The sequence below is a fragment of the Viridibacillus sp. KH_047 genome, from assembly GCF_057838945.1.
Map to the genome: position 1 here is coordinate 1,122,911 of NZ_CM174479.1, position 19,476 is coordinate 1,142,386.

16 protein-coding genes, 1 other RNA gene and 1 other annotated feature are annotated in these 19,476 nt (G+C 36.0%); of the genes, 16 read left to right on the plus strand and 1 reads right to left on the minus strand.

Annotated features, from left to right (window positions below; genetic code table 11):
- Positions 1-149 precede the first annotated feature (149 nt).
- Positions 150-2,345, plus strand: a complete 2,196-nt coding sequence (locus tag AC3IS5_RS05625; protein WP_489426923.1) for a RelA/SpoT family protein — start codon at positions 150-152, stop codon at positions 2,343-2,345.
- 16 nt (positions 2,346-2,361) lie between these two features.
- Positions 2,362-2,802, plus strand: a complete 441-nt coding sequence (gene dtd, locus AC3IS5_RS05630) for a D-aminoacyl-tRNA deacylase (protein WP_489426924.1) — start codon at positions 2,362-2,364, stop codon at positions 2,800-2,802.
- Between the two features lie 225 nt (positions 2,803-3,027).
- On the opposite strand, the gene AC3IS5_RS05635 is transcribed toward dtd, so the two are convergent.
- Positions 3,028-4,743 carry an N-acetylmuramoyl-L-alanine amidase family protein gene (locus tag AC3IS5_RS05635; RefSeq protein ID WP_489426925.1) on the minus strand — a complete coding sequence of 572 codons (1,716 nt, stop codon included), beginning with the start codon at positions 4,741-4,743 and terminating at the stop codon, positions 3,028-3,030.
- A 118-nt stretch (positions 4,744-4,861) separates the two neighbouring features.
- Positions 4,862-5,098 (plus strand) — a binding site (T-box leader).
- 105 nt (positions 5,099-5,203) lie between these two features.
- Here AC3IS5_RS05635 and hisS point away from each other — a divergent pair.
- The 14 genes from hisS to AC3IS5_RS05705 all read left to right on the plus strand — a co-directional run bounded on the left by hisS (position 5,204) and on the right by AC3IS5_RS05705 (position 19,419).
- Entirely contained in the window at positions 5,204-6,478 is a 1,275-nt protein-coding gene (hisS, locus tag AC3IS5_RS05640; RefSeq protein ID WP_489426926.1) for a histidine--tRNA ligase, read from the plus strand.
- Between the two features lie 15 nt (positions 6,479-6,493).
- Positions 6,494-8,272: an aspartate--tRNA ligase gene (gene aspS / locus AC3IS5_RS05645; protein ID WP_489426927.1), complete on the plus strand. Its 1,779-nt coding sequence runs from the start codon at positions 6,494-6,496 to the stop codon at positions 8,270-8,272.
- 44 nt (positions 8,273-8,316) lie between these two features.
- Positions 8,317-8,498, plus strand: a non-coding RNA gene (gene ssrS, locus AC3IS5_RS05650) — 6S RNA.
- Positions 8,499-8,716: 218 nt separating this feature from the next.
- Positions 8,717-9,436 carry a glucosamine-6-phosphate deaminase gene (locus AC3IS5_RS05655; protein WP_489426928.1) on the plus strand — a complete coding sequence of 240 codons (720 nt, stop codon included), beginning with the start codon at positions 8,717-8,719 and terminating at the stop codon, positions 9,434-9,436.
- Positions 9,437-10,027: 591 nt separating this feature from the next.
- On the plus strand, positions 10,028-11,194 hold the full coding sequence (nagA, locus tag AC3IS5_RS05660; protein ID WP_489426929.1) for an N-acetylglucosamine-6-phosphate deacetylase: 1,167 nt from the start codon (positions 10,028-10,030) through the stop codon (positions 11,192-11,194).
- A gap of 51 nt (positions 11,195-11,245) precedes the next feature.
- On the plus strand, positions 11,246-11,968 hold the full coding sequence (locus AC3IS5_RS05665; RefSeq protein WP_489426930.1) for a GntR family transcriptional regulator: 723 nt from the start codon (positions 11,246-11,248) through the stop codon (positions 11,966-11,968).
- 4 nt (positions 11,969-11,972) lie between these two features.
- Entirely contained in the window at positions 11,973-12,692 is a 720-nt protein-coding gene (locus AC3IS5_RS05670; RefSeq protein WP_489426931.1) for a sugar isomerase domain-containing protein, read from the plus strand.
- Between the two features lie 23 nt (positions 12,693-12,715).
- Entirely contained in the window at positions 12,716-12,985 is a 270-nt protein-coding gene (locus AC3IS5_RS05675; protein WP_038187323.1) for a phosphocarrier protein HPr, read from the plus strand.
- A complete protein-coding gene (gene ptsP, locus AC3IS5_RS05680) occupies positions 12,979-14,697 on the plus strand; it encodes a phosphoenolpyruvate--protein phosphotransferase (RefSeq protein ID WP_489426932.1) in 1,719 nt (572 codons plus the stop codon). Before AC3IS5_RS05675 ends, ptsP begins: the two co-directional genes overlap by 7 nt.
- Before the next feature lie 164 nt (positions 14,698-14,861).
- Positions 14,862-16,034 (plus strand): GNAT family N-acetyltransferase, encoded by a 1,173-nt coding sequence (locus AC3IS5_RS05685; protein ID WP_489426933.1) that lies wholly within the window; start codon positions 14,862-14,864, stop codon positions 16,032-16,034.
- Between the two features lie 222 nt (positions 16,035-16,256).
- Complete coding sequence (locus AC3IS5_RS05690; protein ID WP_489426934.1) at positions 16,257-16,568, plus strand: PTS sugar transporter subunit IIB; 312 nt, start codon at positions 16,257-16,259, stop codon at positions 16,566-16,568.
- 18 nt (positions 16,569-16,586) lie between these two features.
- Positions 16,587-16,907 (plus strand): PTS sugar transporter subunit IIA, encoded by a 321-nt coding sequence (locus tag AC3IS5_RS05695; RefSeq protein ID WP_489426935.1) that lies wholly within the window; start codon positions 16,587-16,589, stop codon positions 16,905-16,907.
- Positions 16,908-16,965: 58 nt separating this feature from the next.
- Positions 16,966-18,297 carry a PTS sugar transporter subunit IIC gene (locus tag AC3IS5_RS05700; RefSeq protein WP_489426936.1) on the plus strand — a complete coding sequence of 444 codons (1,332 nt, stop codon included), beginning with the start codon at positions 16,966-16,968 and terminating at the stop codon, positions 18,295-18,297.
- 24 nt (positions 18,298-18,321) lie between these two features.
- On the plus strand, positions 18,322-19,419 hold the full coding sequence (locus tag AC3IS5_RS05705) for a DUF871 domain-containing protein (RefSeq protein ID WP_489426937.1): 1,098 nt from the start codon (positions 18,322-18,324) through the stop codon (positions 19,417-19,419).
- Positions 19,420-19,476: the final 57 nt, after the last annotated feature.

Sequence of the window (19,476 nt, forward strand, 5' to 3'; positions counted from 1 at the left end):
GTTTTTAGCAAAGGGGTTTTTTATCATATAATGAGAGTTATTATGATCGCCAACTGCTTTTGACGCGAATAGCCTTTACAACAAGGCTGTTTTTTTTATACAATTAAAGTTAAATCTAATCGGAAAATTTATGGAATAGGGTGGCTAACATGGCGAAGGATCAAGTGATGACAGTAGAAGACGTTTTTGCAACTCTTTCTTCTTATATGAATACCGAACATGTTGCTTTTGTACAAAAAGCATATGAGGTTGCGAGAGAAGCGCATAAAGAACAGTTTCGAAGCTCGGGGGAGCCTTATATTTTACATCCCATTCAAGTAGCAGGTATTTTAGCTGAACTTCAAATGGATCCAGAAACAGTATCAGCAGGCTTTCTACATGACGTTGTAGAAGATACGCCCGTAACACGTGAAGATCTTGTAGAAGCGTTCAGTGAAGATGTTGCTATGCTTGTGGATGGTGTTACAAAGCTAGGTAAGATTAAATATAAATCGAAAGCAGAGCAGCAGGCTGAAAATCATCGTAAAATGTTTGTCGCAATGGCGCAAGATATCCGTGTAATTTTAATTAAATTAGCGGACCGCTTACATAATATGCGTACATTAAAGCATTTACCTGTTGAAAAGCAACGACGTATTGCAAAGGAAACGCTTGAAATTTTCGCTCCATTAGCTCATCGTCTAGGGATTTCAGCTATTAAATGGGAGTTAGAAGATACTGCACTTCGTTATTTAAACCCACAGCAATATTACCGTATCGTTAACTTGATGAAGAAAAAGCGTGTTGAACGTGAAGCTTATTTATCATCTGTTATGGGGGAAATCCATACACAGTTAGAGGATATTGAAATTAAGGCTGAACTATCAGGACGACCAAAACATATATATAGCATTTACCGTAAAATGGTTATGCAAAATAAGCAATTTAGTGAAATTTATGATTTACTTGCTGTACGTGTGATCGTCGATAGTATAAAAGACTGTTATGCTGTTTTAGGGATAGTGCATACTCTTTGGAAGCCAATGCCTGGCCGGTTTAAAGACTATATCGCAATGCCAAAACAAAACTTATATCAATCGTTGCATACGACAGTAATAGGGCCATACGGTGACCCATTAGAGGTGCAAATTCGTACGATGGACATGCATAATATTGCAGAATACGGGGTTGCTGCGCACTGGGCTTATAAGGAAGGTAAGAATATCGATATGAGTAATTCGAATATCGATAGTAAACTAACATGGTTCCGAGAAATTTTAGAGTTTCAAAACGAGTCTTCTGATGCAGAAGAATTTATGGAATCATTAAAATTTGATTTATTCTCTGATATGGTCTATGTTTTTTCACCAAAAGGCGATGTCATGGAATTACCCGCAGGATCTGTACCGATTGACTTTGCATATCGCGTACACTCTGAAATAGGTAATAAAACTATTGGTTCAAAAGTAAATGGTAAAATGGTGCCGCTGGATACCCCTTTAAAAACTGGTGATATTATTGAAATCATGACATCAAAGCAATCATTTGGTCCAAGTCGTGATTGGCTGAAAATTGCACAATCTTCACAAGCTAAGCATAAAATCAAACAGTTTTTTAAAAAACAATTGCGTGAAGATAATGTTGTAAAAGGTCGCGAATTAATTGAAAAAGAAATTAAAGAGCAAAACTTCGATCCTAAGGAAGTATTAACTCCTGAAAACTTTAAACGCGTATGTGAGAAGATGAATTTTGCCAGCGAAGACGATTTAGTTGCAGCAGTAGGCTTTAATGGTATGACTGCACAACAAGTTGTAAATCGTCTTGCGGAAAAAATTCGTAAACAACGCGATCATGAAGAAGCGTTAGTGAAAATCAATAAGGAAATGAATTCACCTGAAAAGAGAAAAGCTACTGAGTCTGGCGTCGTCGTAAAAGGGCTAGAAAATCTACTGATTCGTCTTTCAAGATGCTGTAGCCCAGTACCAGGTGATGATATTGTTGGTTTTATCACAAAAGGACGAGGTGTTTCTGTTCACCGTGCAGATTGCTCAAATGTGCAATCGAACGAAGAACAAGAGCGCTTAATCGATGTTGAATGGGACTCTGCTTTTGCTGATGAGAAGAAAGAATATTCCGTGGATATCGAAGTATCAGGCTATGATCGTCCGGGCTTACTGAATGAAGTGATGCAAGTTGTGAATGAAGCTAAAACGAATATTAGCGCTGTGAGTGGTAGAGCCGATAGAGATAAATTAGCAACTATTAACTTAACAATTCGCATTCGTGATATTGCTCATTTATATAAAGTTGTTGATCGTATTAAACAAATTCCAGATATTTATTCTGTACAACGTGTGACAAACTAAGATAGGAGTTTTCATTTTGAAAGTAATACTGCAACGTAGTAAAAAAGCAACTGTCACTGTAGATGGACAAGTCACAGGTGCCATTGAGCAAGGATATGTATTGTTAGTTGGACTTACACATGGTGATACAAAGGCCGATGCTGAATATATAGCAAATAAAATTGCGAAAATGCGTCTATGGGAAGATGCTGATGGTAAAATGAATCATTCTATTTTAGATCACGGTGGAGCTATTTTATCTGTATCGCAATTTACTTTGTTTGCCGATATACGCAAAGGAAATCGTCCTAGCTTTATTGAAGCTGCACGACCTGAGGTAGCAGAGCCTTTGTGGGAGTATTTCAATGAAACACTTCGTAACTTAGGTTTACATGTAGAAACAGGGATTTTCGGTGCCATGATGGATGTCCAATTAACAAATGATGGACCAGTTACGATAATTATTGAATCAAAATAATGATGGTCATTACACTAGAGACTGTTCATTTAGGGATATAGGGATGAAAGATTCCTATTTTACTATTGTGAAAGTAATAAAACCTCGGATTCTCTCATACAATTTTGTATGGAAGCATCCGAGGTTTTTTTCAATTGAATGGATTAGTTTAATTTTGATTCAAAAAACAGCCTTATTCTAGTTTTCTTGTAAAAAACTAATAAGGCTGTTCGTTGTTAAATATAGTTATTGCATTTTGAAGTAATTGTGAATACCTTGTGCAATGCTCCTGCTGACATTATTTTGGTGAGTAGCATTGATAAGTTTACTACGATCCTCAATATTTGAAATAAAGCCGACCTCTAAAAGAATTGAAGGAACAGTCGCCATTCTATTTACATAAAAGACATTCTTTTTAACGCCCCTATTGGTACTCCCCATTGTAGGTTGATAAGCGCTATGAACAGCATTTGCAAGTTGACTGCTTCTTGTTGGATATGGATTACCTGAAGCAGCGTAATATGTTTCAGTTCCTTTTGCAGTAGCACTTGCAGAGTTCATGTGGATACTAACGAAAATATCCGCTTTTTTCGTTTTTGCAACGTCTACTCGACATTGTAAATCTACTGTTTTATTAGTAGATGAAGAGCAAGCAGAATATTGACCGCGTGTTGTATATACGGTATAGCCCATACTTTCAAGCTGGCTTTTTGTCTTTAAAGTAAAAGCGTATGTTAGTGCGGCTTCATTGTAGCCTCCTCCACCTGAACCAGGGTCTGAACCGCCGTGTCCAGCATCTAATACAATCGTTTTATTTGATACAGCAGGCGGATTTGTAGCTGGATTTGTTAATGTTATATAACTATTTGATGTATTATTTGAAATCCAACCTGTTTGTCCAGAAGCATACATTACTTCAACCCATTCATTTGATGGATAAGTAGCATATCGCAGCACAGTAAAGTATTCTCCAGCAGAGGCTTCAGACAAAATATCACCTTTTGTATTCGGTTTTGAACGGATATTCAAGTAACTAGATTGTATAACGATATATTCTTTTTTTGAAGGTTTAGTATATACGACATTATCTTCAGGTGTATCAGTTGGTTCCTCAGGTTTTGGATTTTGGGGCTCTGAAGGGTCTGGTGTCGGTTCTACATCTGTATCTTCATCCTCATCTGGATTGTTAGGATTTGATGTTTCTGTCGTATGTTTTTTTGAACTAATCTTCCCATATACTGACTTGGAAGAAACCCAACCTTTTTTAGTAGTCGTATATTGAATTTGTACCCATGTACCAGATTCCTTTAAAATTTTAAATTCATTACCTTTTCTTACAGTACCAATAATAGCAGAGTCAGCTGATGAAGAAGCTTTTTCTCTTACATTTAAATTAGCAATTGTTATGTAGTAATATTTACCAACATTATTAGCAGTAGTAGTTGTATTGGAAGAATTAGTTGATTTAAACGTTACATAACTTTTAGAAACCCAGCCTGTATATTTGGATGTTTTAATCTTCACCCAACCACTTTTTTCGTCTAATACAGTTCCTTTTGTGCCTTTTGTTAATTTACCAAGACTTTTATAGCTAACTCCAGCACCGGAACGAATATTTAAATTACTAACATTTGCCGTTACTGTTTTCGATGTAGCAGCAGTATTAACATTTGTTGTTACTTTAGATAAGTATTGTGAAGAAACCCAACCTGTTTTCCCGCTATATTTTACTTTAATCCAAGAGCCTTTAGATGAGATTTTTGTTAATTTTGTGCTTTTTGGAATTAACGTAAGTTTTTTTGTACTTGTACTAGGACCTTCACGTAAAGTAAGTTGACTAGCCGTTACTTTATATGATATTGAAGAAGATGCCTCCATATGTATAGGTTGGTAAAAATATGAGCATATAAGCGTGGTGCAAAGCAAAAAAATACTAAACATTTTAACTAATTTTATTTTCATGATAATCCTCCTTTTTATCTATTGTAAAAGGAAATGACATGAAAAATCTATAGTTTTTCAAAATAGTTGACATATTTGTTTATAGTGGGTAAGATATTTAGTAATCTGAATTTATTTAAGATCACCTATGACCGAGCAAGTAACTATATTTTTAAGGCTGATAAGAGAGGAAAAGACGTGGCTGAAATCTTTTCTACAGTACAGTATAGTGAATAACACTCGAGAGGTTTTTCTTCGAAAGGCATTTGCTTATTAGGAGAAAACGGAATCGGCCGTTATCCGACATGAGAGGATTTAGTTATACTAGATCAACTAGGGTGGAACCGCGGAAGCTTATACAGCTCTCGTCCCTTGCATTTATTGCAAGGGGCGAGAGCTTTTTTAGTTTCATCATAGAATCGTGAGATAAAGGACAACGTTTGTCTACAGTTAATCTGAATTTTTGAAAGGAGTTAATGTGATGAATTATAAAGTACCTAGAGGCACTCAAGATATTTTACCTGGACAGTCTGAAAAATGGCAAAAGGTTGAGGAAATCATTCGTCAGCTTTGCCAAGTATATAGATATCAAGAAATTCGTACTCCAATTTTCGAGCAGACGGAGTTATTCCAACGTAGTGTTGGTGATACGACTGATATCGTGCAAAAAGAAATGTACACATTCAAAGATAGAGGAGATCGTTCTTTAACGCTTCGTCCAGAAGGTACAGCAGCTGTTGTACGTTCTTACGTTGAACACAAAATGTTCGGTCAACCGGATCAACCAGTAAAATTATCTTACATTGGTCCAATGTTCCGCTATGAACGCCAACAAGCTGGGCGTTACCGCCAATTCGTCCAATTCGGAGTAGAAGCAATTGGTAGTAAAGATCCTGCTATTGATGCAGAAGTAATTGCACTTGCAATGGATGTGTACGAAACAGCTGGATTAAAAAACTTAAAATTAGTGATTAACTCTTTAGGTGATGCAGATGTTCGTGCAGCTCACCGCAATGCTTTAATCAAACATTTCGAACCACATATCGGTGATTTCTGTTCAGATTGTCAAAATCGACTAGAAAAAAACCCATTACGTATTTTAGATTGTAAAGTGGATCGCGAAAATCCTTTAATGGCTACTGCACCAGCACTAACAGATTACTTAAATGAGGAATCTGCAGCTTATTTCGAAGCTGTAAAAAAATACTTAGATGTGTTAGGTATTACCTATGTAGTAGATCCGAACTTAGTACGTGGCTTGGATTATTATAACCACACGACTTTTGAAATTATGAGTACAGCAACGGACCTAGGTGCAATTACTACTTTATGTGGTGGTGGTCGCTATAACGGTTTAGTTGAACAAATCGGTGGTCCAGAATCACCTGGTATTGGCTTTGCAATGAGTATCGAACGTCTATTACTTGCACTTGAAGCAGAAGGACGTTCACTTGATACAGACAATGCACTTGATATGTATATCGTTGCAATGGATGATCAAGCGAAGTTAAAAGCAGTAGAATTAGCAAGTTCATTTAGAGCAAAAGGTATTTCAACTGAGCTTGATTATGCGAGTCGCAAAGTGAAAGCTCAGATGAAATCAGCAGATCGTTTAGGTGCTAAATGGGTCATCGTACTTGGTGAGTCAGAATTAGAAGAACAAGCTGCTAATGTGAAAAACATGGAATTGGGTAGCCAAGAAAAAGTGCCATTTCATGACTTAGTGAACTATTTAACAAAACATAAGGTACAATAATTGGAGGAAATAATCATGGCAAAAAGAACACATGAATGTGGTATTTTACGTGGCGCTCATGAAGGCGAACGCGTTGTATTAAAAGGATGGGTACAACGTCGTCGCGATTTCGGCGGACTAATTTTCGTTGACCTACGTGACCGTACAGGACTTGTACAAATCGTTTTCAACCCTGAAAATTCTCAAGAAGCTTTAGATATTGCGGATTCTCTTCGTAACGAATTCGTTGTAGAAGTAGAAGGTGCTGTAGCATTACGTGAACCGGAAATGATCAATCCAAACATGGAAACGGGTATGGTTGAAGTTTTAATCGATCAAATAACAATCATTAACAAAGCTAAAACACCACCGTTTGCAATTGAAGATCGCACTGAAGTAAACGAAGATCTTCGTTTAAAATACCGCTACTTAGACTTACGTCGTCCAGTAATGTTTGATACATTCAAACTTCGCTCTGACGTGACAAAAGTAATCCGTAACTTCTTACAAGATGAAGGTTTCTTAGAAGTTGAAACACCAATCTTAACGAAGTCAACTCCAGAAGGAGCACGTGACTACCTAGTTCCTTCACGTGTACATGAAGGTGAATTTTATGCTTTACCACAATCACCACAACTATTTAAACAATTATTAATGGTTGGAGGAATTGAGCGCTACTTCCAAATCGCTCGCTGCTTCCGTGATGAAGATTTACGTGCTGATCGTCAACCTGAATTCACTCAAATTGATATGGAAATGAGTTTCATGTCACAAGATGAAATCATCGAATTAAACGAAAAATTAATTCAAAAAGTTATGAAAGAAGTAAAAGGAATTGATATTCCAGCTCCATTCCAACGTATGACTTATAAGGATGCAATGTCTCGCTACGGCTCTGATAAGCCAGATGTTCGTTTTGACTTAGAACTTATTGAATTAAGCGATGTTGTTGCAGGTTGTAACTTCAAAGTATTTGCAAGTACTGTTGAAAACGGAGGCCAAGTAAAAGGTCTTAATATCAAAGGTGCGAACGACAAATACTCTCGTAAAGATCTTGATGAACTAACAAAATTTGTAGGTCGTTACGGTGCGAAAGGTCTTGCGTGGATTAAAGTAACTGAAGAAGGATTAACTGGTCCAATCGGTAAATTCTTTGATGATGAATTTGGTGAAAAACTTGTTGAACGTATGCAAGCTGAACCAGGTGATACTTTAGTATTCGTAGCTGATAAAAAATCAGTTGTTGCTGATTCACTAGGTGCTTTACGTAAAAAACTTGGAAAAGATCTTGGCTTAATTGATGAATCTCGTTTTGCATTCCTATGGATTACAGAGTGGCCATTACTTGAATACAGCGAAGATGATGACCGTTACTATGCGGCACATCACCCATTCACTCGTCCATTCGATGAAGATCTTGAAAAAATGGAAACTGAACCAGGTGCAGTTAAAGCGCAAGCGTACGATATCGTATTAAATGGCTACGAACTTGGTGGCGGATCATTACGTATTCACGAAAAAGATTTACAAGAAAAAATGTTCAAAACACTTGGTTTCACTGATGAAGAAGCGAATGAACAATTTGGTTTCTTAATGAATGCATTTGAGTATGGTACGCCTCCTCACGGTGGATTAGCATTTGGTCTTGACCGCTTTATTATGTTACTAGCTGGTCGTGACAACTTACGTGATACAATTGCATTCCCTAAAACTGCAAGTGCAAGTTGTGTCTTAACAAATGCGCCAAGTACAGTATCATTAGCGCAATTAGACGAGTTAAATATCCGCACAAAAACTTTGGCTGACGAGAAGTAAATCTTTTGAATTGTCAGAATTAATGTGGTAATATGTATTTAAAGCGAATCCTGATGTGTTCGTTATAAGCTTATCAGTTTTGACCGAACATTTTATCGTTGGGAGTTCACATTTTGAGATGGCGAACATGCCTGTCATGGGACGTTTAAAATTTCGAAGAGAACACCCACCTGCTTATAGCGGGTTCAAAACGATTAGATTTTAAGACGGCACAATCGGGATTCGTTAATTATTAAATCACCCCCTCTCAATGAAAATTGAGAGGGTTTTTATTTTACGTCAATACATTATTTTTTTGATTAAAATACAAGAATGAAATTAATAAATTTTCATTACTATCGGTATAATATTGGGAAAATAAACATTTTTTTATTTTTTTATTGGCTTCCATAGAAATTATGGTTTAAAGTGTAAGTAAATAAATTGAAATGAGTTGGTGAATTAATGGACACGAGCAATCACATAAAAACAGCATTAAAGGTTGAAACGATTATTGATTTAGATGCCTTATATGATCGAGCATTTAATGTTCTAAAAGAGGCGTTAGATAACGGTTCCAAAAATTTTGGTTTGGCTACAGGTGGAACAATGATTCCTCTTTATGAGCGTATTCGTAATAGTGAACTTGATTTCACTCAGTGTGAAAGTGTTAACTTAGACGAGTATGTCGGTCTTCCGAAAATACATCCTGAAAGTTATATATCGTTTATGAAACAACAGCTCTTCAATGAAAAGCCTTTTAAAAAATCTAATTTACCAAATGGAGAGGCATTAGATCCACATGAAGAAGCTGCTTGTTATGAAGCGCTTTTACAAAAAATGAAGTTGGATTTCCAGTTGCTTGGCATTGGGGAAAACGGGCATATAGGTTTTAATGAGCCTGGTACACCGTTTGATAGTGAAACGCATGTTGTTGAACTTGAAGAATCGACTAGAGTAGCAAATGCAAGATTTTTTAATTCTCTAGATGAAGTACCTACTAAGGCAATTACAATGGGGATTTCTTCAATCATGCGTGCAGAACAAATATTATTAATTGCGGTTGGGGAGAAGAAACGTACTGCTTTAGAAGCGTTGTTAAAAGGTGAAGTGACGGAAAAAATACCAGTAACAATCTTGAAAAAACATCCGAATGTTATCATATTAACTGACTTAGTAATCTAAATAGAATGTTTAGCTGAAGCTTTCAAGTGAATAGGTGTTGTTTCCTATAGGTTCTTGAAAGTTTTTTGTATAACGAAGATGAAAAAAGTGTAGGTAAGAGTATTAAATGTTCCTGAAAGAGAATATATTTAAAATATAAGAGAATCATTTTTGACGAATTGATGTATGAGGCAACTTATTATTTAATAGCTTGAATTAAGAAAAGAAGCTATTAAACTAATTGATATACCTCTAAATAGATTTTCTATTCTATATATTTGATAAATTAAAGGAATTAAGAACTTTTCCTTTTCATTTATATGTAAACGTTTTATAATTGGTATAGACAACTATACCATAATGTAATTTGGGTAATAGGGAAGGTTTTTAATTAGAGTTACTGCATGAAAATGGGTAAATCCTCAAAGTTTTCAATCTAATAAATTTTTTTAAATGATAGGTTTTCGCTATAGGAAGCACTTTCAGATAGAAATGAATTATTATGTGGTTTATAAAAAAGCGCTTTATTAATGGCTAGCTGAGGTAAGATAGGATACTGAAAATCAGAAAGCCGAGATGATTTTTTCTGGTTTTAATTAGGAGAGACTATACATGAGTGAAACAATTCTAATTTCAAATGTAACGATTGTTAACTATGACCAAGAGGCATTTGTAGGTGATCTGTACCTAGAAAAAGGTAAAATTACGAAAGTTGGTAAGGGATTAAGTATTCAAGCACAGTACACTATTGATGGAACTTCTAAAGGATGGATTGTTTTCCCTGGATATATTGATATGCATATACACGGTTCAGCTGGTTTTGATGCCATGGATGCAACAAAAGAAGCCATGCGAGGTATTGCTCGTTCGTTGCCTAAAGAGGGGACGACAGGTTTTCTTGCAACGACTATGACGCAGTCAGTAGATGCCATTGAAGCAACTTTAAAAAATGCTGCTACTTATAAAGGGACTTTAGATGAAGCAGAAATGTTAGGGATTCATGTTGAAGGTCCATATATATCAAAGAAAAGAGCAGGAGCACAACCGATACAATATATTATTGAGCCTTCTATTGAGCAGTTTCATCACTGGCAAGAACTTAGTAAAGGTCGCATAAAACAAGTTACAGTAGCTCCTGAAGTAAATAATGGTTTTGAATTTATCAAGGAAATTAGTAAAGAAGGAATCGTCGTCTCATTAGGGCATTCAGATGCTATGTCCGATGAAATAGAGCGTGCAGTTGGGCTCGGTGCAAAACAATCAACTCACTTATATAACCAAATGCGCCCTTTTCATCATCGAGAACCAGGTGTTGTTGGAGCTGTTTTACTAGAAGATGATTTAAAGGTAGAAATTATAGCCGATTTCATCCATAGTCACCCGAAATCTGTTAAATTCGCTTATAGATTAAAAGGAGCATCTAGAATTATATTGATAACGGATGCCATGAGGGCAAAAGGGCTGGATTATGGTGTTTATGATTTAGGTGGCCAAGCGGTACATGTAACTGAAACAGGTGCACATTTATCCGATGGTACGTTAGCTGGAAGTGTACTAACAATGGAACAAGCCGTAAAAAATATACATACCGTCACGAAATGTACATTACAGGAACTAGTAGCTATGTCTTCCAAAAATGCTGCTGATCAGCTCGAATTACCATTAAAAGGGTATATCGGTAACGGGATGGATGCAGATTTAGTTATTTTAGATGGAGATTTAAATGTACAAAAGACTATATGTCGCGGTAAAGTTGTATATGAAAAAGAATCACAATAACAATAACAAGCTGTAGTTTTGGTAGGGGCTACATGAAAGGTGGAGAAACGCTTGTTAGATAAAAATTCACCAGTTCCAATGTATATACAAATTGAAGAATTTTTAAAAGGTAAAATATTCGAAGAGGAATATAAGATAGGTGAGAATATTCCTTCTGAAAGAGAGTTTTCTGAACAGTTAGGTGTAAGTCGCATGACCGTAAGGCATGCAATTACTAATTTGGTAAATAGTGGATTACTTTACCGAGAAAAAGGACGCGGTACATACGTAGCGAATCCAAAATTAGAGCAACCATTAAGTGGATTAACAAGTTTTACAGAAGATATGCGTTCAAGAGGCTATGAGCCAAGCAATAAACTTGTTCGTTTTGAGAAAATTATACCTCCACTTGATATTGCAAAGGCATTGCAAATGAAAACGGGAGATGAAGTATTTTCCGTTGTTCGAATTCGTAACGCAGATCAGCTACCAATGGCTATTGAACGAACGTATATACCAGTAGATATCATTCCAGATTTGGATAAGAGTATGGTCCTGGGTTCGTTATACTCTTTAATAGAAGAAAGACATCATCAAAAGATTGGTCATGCTTCGCAGTTAATGGAAGCAGCACTAGTAACAAAAGAAGATAGTAAGCTCCTGAATATTGAGCAACCATCAGCTGTATTAATTATTGAACGAAAAAGTTATTTAAGTACTGGAATACCGTTTGAATTAGTGCGTAGTACATATCGCGCAGATCGCTATAAATTTATTAGTGAAATACAGAGGTGATAACATGCATCAATATTTTCAAGAGGTTCAACAATTATTGAATGTAATAGTAGAAGAAGAACAATCAAATATGACAAAAGCAGCCGAATTAATAGCTGAGCGTATCCAAAACGGAGGTATTTTACAACTATTCGGTTGTGGTCATTCTCATATTCTAGCTCAAGAAGCTTTTTACCGTGCTGGTGGATTAGTACCAGTACGTCCCATTTTCATTGAGTCATTGATGTTACATAAGGGTGCACTGACCTCTTCTGCTAATGAGAAAGATCCTAATTTCGTTTTGCAACATCGTCATCAATTTGAGTTCAATCCAAATGATGTATTAATAATTGTTTCCACGTCAGGAAGAAATGTTGTGCCTATTGATGTTGCATTACTAGCAAAAGAAGCTGGAGTGCGTGTTATTTCATTACAGTCACTTCATTATAAAGAGCAAATTTCTAAACATAGTACAGGAAAACGCCTAGAAGAAATGGCAGACTTCGTATTAGATACGCATATTCCAATAGGTGATGGGGTATTGTGGAAAGATAGCGTACAGTATGGACCTGCATCAACGACAATCGGTTCTGCTATCTTGAATACGACTTTATCTCAAGTGATTGAAATTTTAGCTAGTGAAGGTGTCGAGCCGCCTGTATTTGAAAGTGCAAATCTAGATGGTAGTAAAGAAAAAAATGATTGTATGATAGCAAAGTATAGTAGACGTATAAGCTTCGAATAAATATTAGTATGGGGGAGATTAATATGGAAAAAACTTATAAAATCACTAGTTCAGTAGGATTACATGCACGTCCATCTACAGTATTGGTTGCAGGTGTAACACCGTTTGCATCAGATATACAGCTTGAGTACAAAGGTAAAACAGTCAATTTAAAATCTATTTTAGGTGTTATGTCATTAGGTGTTCCAACCGGTGAAGTTGTTACTATTAAAGCAGAAGGTTCAGATGCAGAAGCAGCAATCGCAAAAGTTTCAGAATTAATGATTTCAGAAGGCCTAGGACAAGAATGTTAGAGATTAAAGGTATTGCTGTCTCGAATGGAATAGCTATTGCGAATGCGTACTGCTTAGTAGAACCGGATCTAACCTTTGACAAATTGACTATTACTGATATAGAAGCAGAAAAATTACGCTTTAAAGAAATTGTTTCTAAAACGAAAATTGAACTTGAAGCAATTCGTGAAGCTGCGGAAAAGAAATTTGGTCATGATAAAGCAGAAATTTTCTCTGCGCATTTATTAGTGCTACAAGACCCTGAGATGTTAAATGCAATTGATGTTCAGATAAATGAAGGTGTAAATGCTGAATTTGCATTGCAAGAAACCTCAACTATGTTTATAGAGTTATTTGAATCTATGGACAATGAATACATGCAAGAACGTGCAGCTGATATTCGTGATGTAGCAAAACGGTTATTAGCGAACTTATTGGGCATTGAATTACCTGATTATAGTCGTTTATCAAAGGATGTTATTATTGTTGCCGATGATTTAACACCATCGATGACTGCACAGCTTGATAAAACGCATGTGAAAGGCTTTGTGACAAATATCGGGGGACGTACATCTCATTCGGCTATTTTAGCAAGAACAATGGAAATACCTGCTGTTGTAGGGACAAAACTAGCAACTACAGATATCCCCCATGGAGCTAAGATCATATTAGATGGTACAAAGGGAACAGTATTATTAGATGCTACAGAAGAAATAGTTTCGGAGTATTTATTGGCTCAAGAAGAGCAAGCAGCAGAAAGTGCAATGTTCCAGCAATTTGTAACAGCAGAAAGTATAAGTGCTGATGGACACCAAGTAGAATTAGCAGGCAATATTGGAAAGCCAGAGGATGTAGACAATATTTTAGCTAACGGCGGTGACGGTATCGGCTTATTCCGTACAGAGTTTTTATATATGGATCGTCAAGAATTGCCATCAGAAGAAGAGCAATTTACTGCTTATAAAACAGTACTTGAAAAAATGGGCCAAAAACCGACAGTTGTTAGAACGTTGGATATAGGTGGAGATAAAGAATTACCGTATTTGAAATTAGAGCCAGAGATGAATCCTTTCTTAGGGCATAGAGCTATAAGACTTTGTTTGGAACAACAAGATATTTTCCGTACACAGTTACGTGCACTTCTCCGTGCAAGTGTCTATGGTAATTTGAAAATTATGTTCCCTATGATTGCAACACTTGATGAATTCCGTAAAGCAAAGGCTTTATTGGAAGAGGAAAAAGAGAAGATAGTTAGTGAAGGAATTGAAGTTTCAAGAGATATTGAGATTGGCATGATGGTAGAAATCCCTTCAGCTGCGCTTATTGCAGATTTATTTGCTAAAGAAGCAGATTTCCTTTCTATTGGAACAAATGATTTAATCCAATATACTTTAGCAGCAGATCGCATGAACGAAAAAGTTTCTTATTTATACCAACCATTCAATCCTGCCATTTTACGTCTTGTAAAAATGGTCATTGATGCAGGACATTCGAATGGTAAATGGGTAGGTATGTGTGGCGAAATGGCCGGAGATGAAATAGCTATCCCTATTTTACTCGCTTTAGGTTTAGATGAATTTTCAATGAGTGCCTCTTCTATTCTGCGTGCGCGGGCGCAAATTTCGGACCTTTCAAAAGTAGAATTAACGCAACATTTAGATAAAATGCTTTCACTTTCAACTTCAATGGAAGTAGAACAATATATGAAAAAACTATTAAACACGAACAATTAATTTGGCAATTACAAGAAAGCAATTTCTTATTCGCCAATAGAATGTCGGCAACCCCTGAAAATCGGAATTGTCGACATTTTTTATACGGAAAATATCAATAAAACAATATTAATTCTCATAATTAGAAGATATAACTTAGTTGTGCTCTTAAGGGGGAGAGGTCGATGATCCAATTAGTACCACTAGAAGATAGTGAGCAAGTTCATCGTTTACGAGATTATAGTTTTTCGAACAAATATATTGGAGAAAAAAGAGATGATTTTCAATATTGGGTAGAACACAGTACAACAATTGGAGCATATGACGATAGAAAATTAGTTGGTCAATTGCTTGTGCTCCCATTGAATATGACAATTCACCAAATATCGTACAAAATGGGAGGTATCGGATTCGTATGTACGTTTCCAGAGTATCGAAATAGAGGGATTATGAAAAAATTGATGATTCGTGCTTTGGAAGAAATGCGAGAAAATGGTCAATGTATTTCTGTGTTAGCTCCATTTTCTGTCTCCTTTTATCGTTATTTCGGGTGGGAATTATTTTTTGATAAGCTGAATTATTCAATACCTAGTGAAGCCTTCCCTAATTTCGGTAATCAGTTAGATGTTGTAAAAAGATTTAGTTTTGAATGGCTCGATGAACAGCTTTTTGATGAGGTATGTACTTTTTATAATGACAATGCAGAGGTAATGAATGGTTCTATGAAGCGTGATGCAGCTTGGTGGAAAAGAATTCAGCGTAGAGAGCCAGACAGTCATTTTGCAGCTTATTATAAAGACGATGAACTCCAAGGTTTTGTACGCTATCAAATTCAAAATCTCATTTTCATTATTAAAGACTTTGTCGTAAAGGATCATGTTGCTGAGAAAGCAATTTGGCGTTATATCTCGTCTCACAGTGCAAGTGTTTATCACATTACTGGTAATACTGCAGGAACAAGTCATTTCGGATTCCACTTTAACCAGCCACAATTCAAAAAAGAGCTTGTCCAGGACTGTATGGTGAGAATTGTGGATGTGGAAGCATTTTTAAAAGAATACAATTGGGCAGAGTTAACGGAAAATCTGTATTTACATATTCAAGACCCGTTTGCCCAGTGGAATGAGAAGCATTACTCTATCAATCGAGAAGGTCAAATAGAAGTAATTGAAATGGCTAGCATAGCTAATGGCCAAATTCTATCTTTGTCGATTAATATTTTTTCAGCTCTAATAGTTGGATATTTAAGCGTTACAGAAACAATGCTCTACGCTGATCATCAACTTGATGATACAGCCTTAAAGCTTTGGAACAAAGCGTTAAGAACAGAAAAACCTTCATTTTATGAATATTTTTAATGTGTGTTTTTAAATGAATATATAGTTAATCTAAAAAAATTTTGAAAAAAACTTTGGACTATACCAGTTGTTAGAAAAATCAGTAAATTAAAGCTATCCGTGAATATGCCAATAAAAAAATGCGAAAAAAAGGAAAATAAAGCGCGTTTAAGGTATTGTGGTATAGACCAATTTCTGCTATTCTCAATTTAGGAGTTATATTACAAAAAAGGGGTGCTCTTCATGAAGAATATTATGCTCGTTTGTGTGGCAGGTATGAGTACTAGTTTACTAGTAACTAAAATGCAAAAGGCTGCTGAAGGACAAAATTTAGTTGCAGATATTTTCGCGATTTCAGAAAGTGAAGTTGATTCTACATTAGAAAGAAAAGATATCGATGTCTTATTATTGGGACCTCAAGTACGTTATTTAAAGGGACCATTTGAAGCGAAATATAAAGCTAAAAACTTCCCAATCGAAGTGATCAATATGAGTGATTATGGCATGATGAACGGCGAAAAAGTATTGCAACACGCACTGAATTTAATTGGATAATCAAGGAGGTTTACGGTCATGCAAGAAACAGATTTATTACAGTCAATTATGGGGCTGATTTTGCACAGCGGCAACGTGAAAAGTGATTGTATGGAAGCGATTCAACTTGCTAAACAAGGAAATGTAAGCGCTGCTAAAGAGAAAATTACATTGGCTAATAAATCTTTAGTAGAAGCACATCATTCTCAAACAGCATTACTAACACAAGAAGCTAGGGGAGAAAAAGTAGAGGTTACAATCATGTTAGTCCATGCACAGGATCACTTGATGAACGCTATTACTTTTAAGGATTTAGCAATTGAAATTATTGATTTATATGACCGACTACAAGGGGCTTAACATCAGTTTTGGTGTTTACCATATAAATAATCTATAACACAAGGGAGTGTGGAGAGGGATGTTTCGTTTTTTAGAGGAGAAGTTTGTTCCAGTAGCAGCTAGGGTTGGGAACCAGAGACATTTAGTTGCAATTCGTGACGGCTTTATTACAATAATGCCACTGACAATTATTGGTTCGTTAGCGGTATTATTCAATGGTTTACCAATTAAAGCATATCAAAAATTAATGGACTCGATTTGGGATCATGGAACTTGGACGCAATGGGGCGGCAATATGTGGAATGCTACATTTGCTATTATGTCTTTGCTTCTTGCCTTTACAGTTTCGTACCACTTAGCTAAGAGCTATGGTAAAGATGGATTAACTGCAGGGGTAATCAGTTTTTCTTGTTATATTACATTCGGAACATTTGGTGAAGGTGGTTTAAGTGGATTAACCACCGGGACCGGAGGTATATTCGTATCATTAATAATAGCGCTTCTATCCTCTGAATTATTTTCACGCTTATCTGGTAACAAACGTTTATTAATCAAAATGCCTGATGGAGTACCACCGGCAGTAACAAAATCGTTTGCCGCATTACTTCCATCTATTATCACTGTCGGTACTTTTGCATTAGTGAGAACCATTATTTCAACAAGCTTTGATATTCCAGATATTATTTCTTCATTCTATTCAGTAGTTCAAGAACCATTTATGGGTCTAACAAATACATGGGCTGCAGGTTTGCTATTAGCTTTCGTTCCTGTATTCTTATGGTCATTCGGTATTCACGGGGCGAACATTATCGACCCATTCATGCAAACTATTAATCTTCCAGCTATTGCTGAAAATCTTAAAGCAATAAATGCTGGTGAAACTGCACCATATATTATTAACAAGCCATTCTTTGATGCTTTCGTTAATATGGGTGGATCAGGTACGACAATCGCTTTAGTTATCGCAATTTTCCTTTTTGCTAGAAAAAACAAACAATATAGTGCGGTTGGTAAAGTTGGTGCTGCACCAGCCCTATTCAATATTAATGAGCCATTGATGTTTGGTTTACCAATCATTTTAAATCCAATCTTGGTCATTCCGTTTATTCTTACACCAATGGTCAATGTAACAATTGCTTATTTTGCAACCAAATTCGGTTTGGTTCCAGCAGCTACAATTGCTGCTCCTTGGATGATGCCACCAGTCATAAATGGCTGGTTAACAACACAATCATGGACAGGTGGAGTACTGAGCCTTGTGTTAATAGCAATCTCAGTATGTATCTACTTACCGTTCATAATGATGTCATCAAAAGCAGCTAATGATAAATTAGCAGCTGAAAAACAAGCAACTAAAACGAATCAATCAGTAGTGATGGAAAAAGAAGAAGCAGAAAAAGTAGAAGTTTAATAGATGGTAAGCGGAGGTATTCAAATGAGAAGATTAGGAATTTCAATCTATCCTCAACATAGCACATTAGAGGAAATGCAAAACTATATCCAACTAGCTCATGATCATGGTTTTAGTCGGATATTCACTTGTCTAATGTCTATGAAAAATAATGAGGAAAAAGAAAAGTTACAACAAATCAATCAATTTGCGCAACAGCTTGGCTTTGATATTTCCGCTGACATCGCTCCTCAAGTCTTTGAGGAATTAGGCTTAACTTATAGAGATATCGCATTCTTGAAAGAACAATATCACTTAGCCGCTTTACGCTTAGATATGGGATTCTCTGGACAGGAGGAAGCGTTCATGTCATTGGACGCTTCTAACTTAAAAGTCGAGCTTAATATTAGTAACGGTACAAAATATGTAGAAAATATTTTGTCTTATCAACCAAACCGTGAAAATATTATTGGCTGCCATAATTTCTATCCAAGAAAGTATACAGGTCTTTCGAGAGAGCATTTTATTAAATCTTCAAAGTTATTCAAAGATAATCATATTCGTACTGCGGCGATGATTTCTTCGAATTATGCGCAATATGGACCTTGGGAGGAAACACCGTATGGCTTACCTACATTAGAAGAGCATCGAGGTTTACCTATTACAGTTCAAGCGAAAGATCTTTGGCATACAGGCTTAATTGATGATTTGATCATTGGGAATATGTATGCAACTGAAGAAGAGCTACAAGCATTAGGAAAACTGAATCGCCAAAAATTAGAACTTGATATTGTACCATCTGCTGAAAATTCAGAGGTGGAAAATAAAATCATCTTTGAAGAACCACACTTTAACCGTGGTGATGTCTCTGAATATGTGATTCGCAGTACACAATCTCGTGTTAAATACAAATCGGAGCAATTCAAACCACACGATGTATTTGATATTCAAACAGGAGATGTCACGATAGATAATGACGAGGATATCCGTTACAAAGGTGAGTTACAGTTAGTGCTAAAGGATATACCGAATTCAGGAAGTACGAATATTGTAGCTAAAGTGGTACCAGAAGAAATTTATTTACTTGAGAAAATTCGACCATGGGAATCTTTTGGATTTAATATGGTAGAGAAAAAAAGTTAGAATGAGTAAAAGGGTTGAGTGCTATGTTCTATAGTTCTCAATCCTTTTTACTTATCT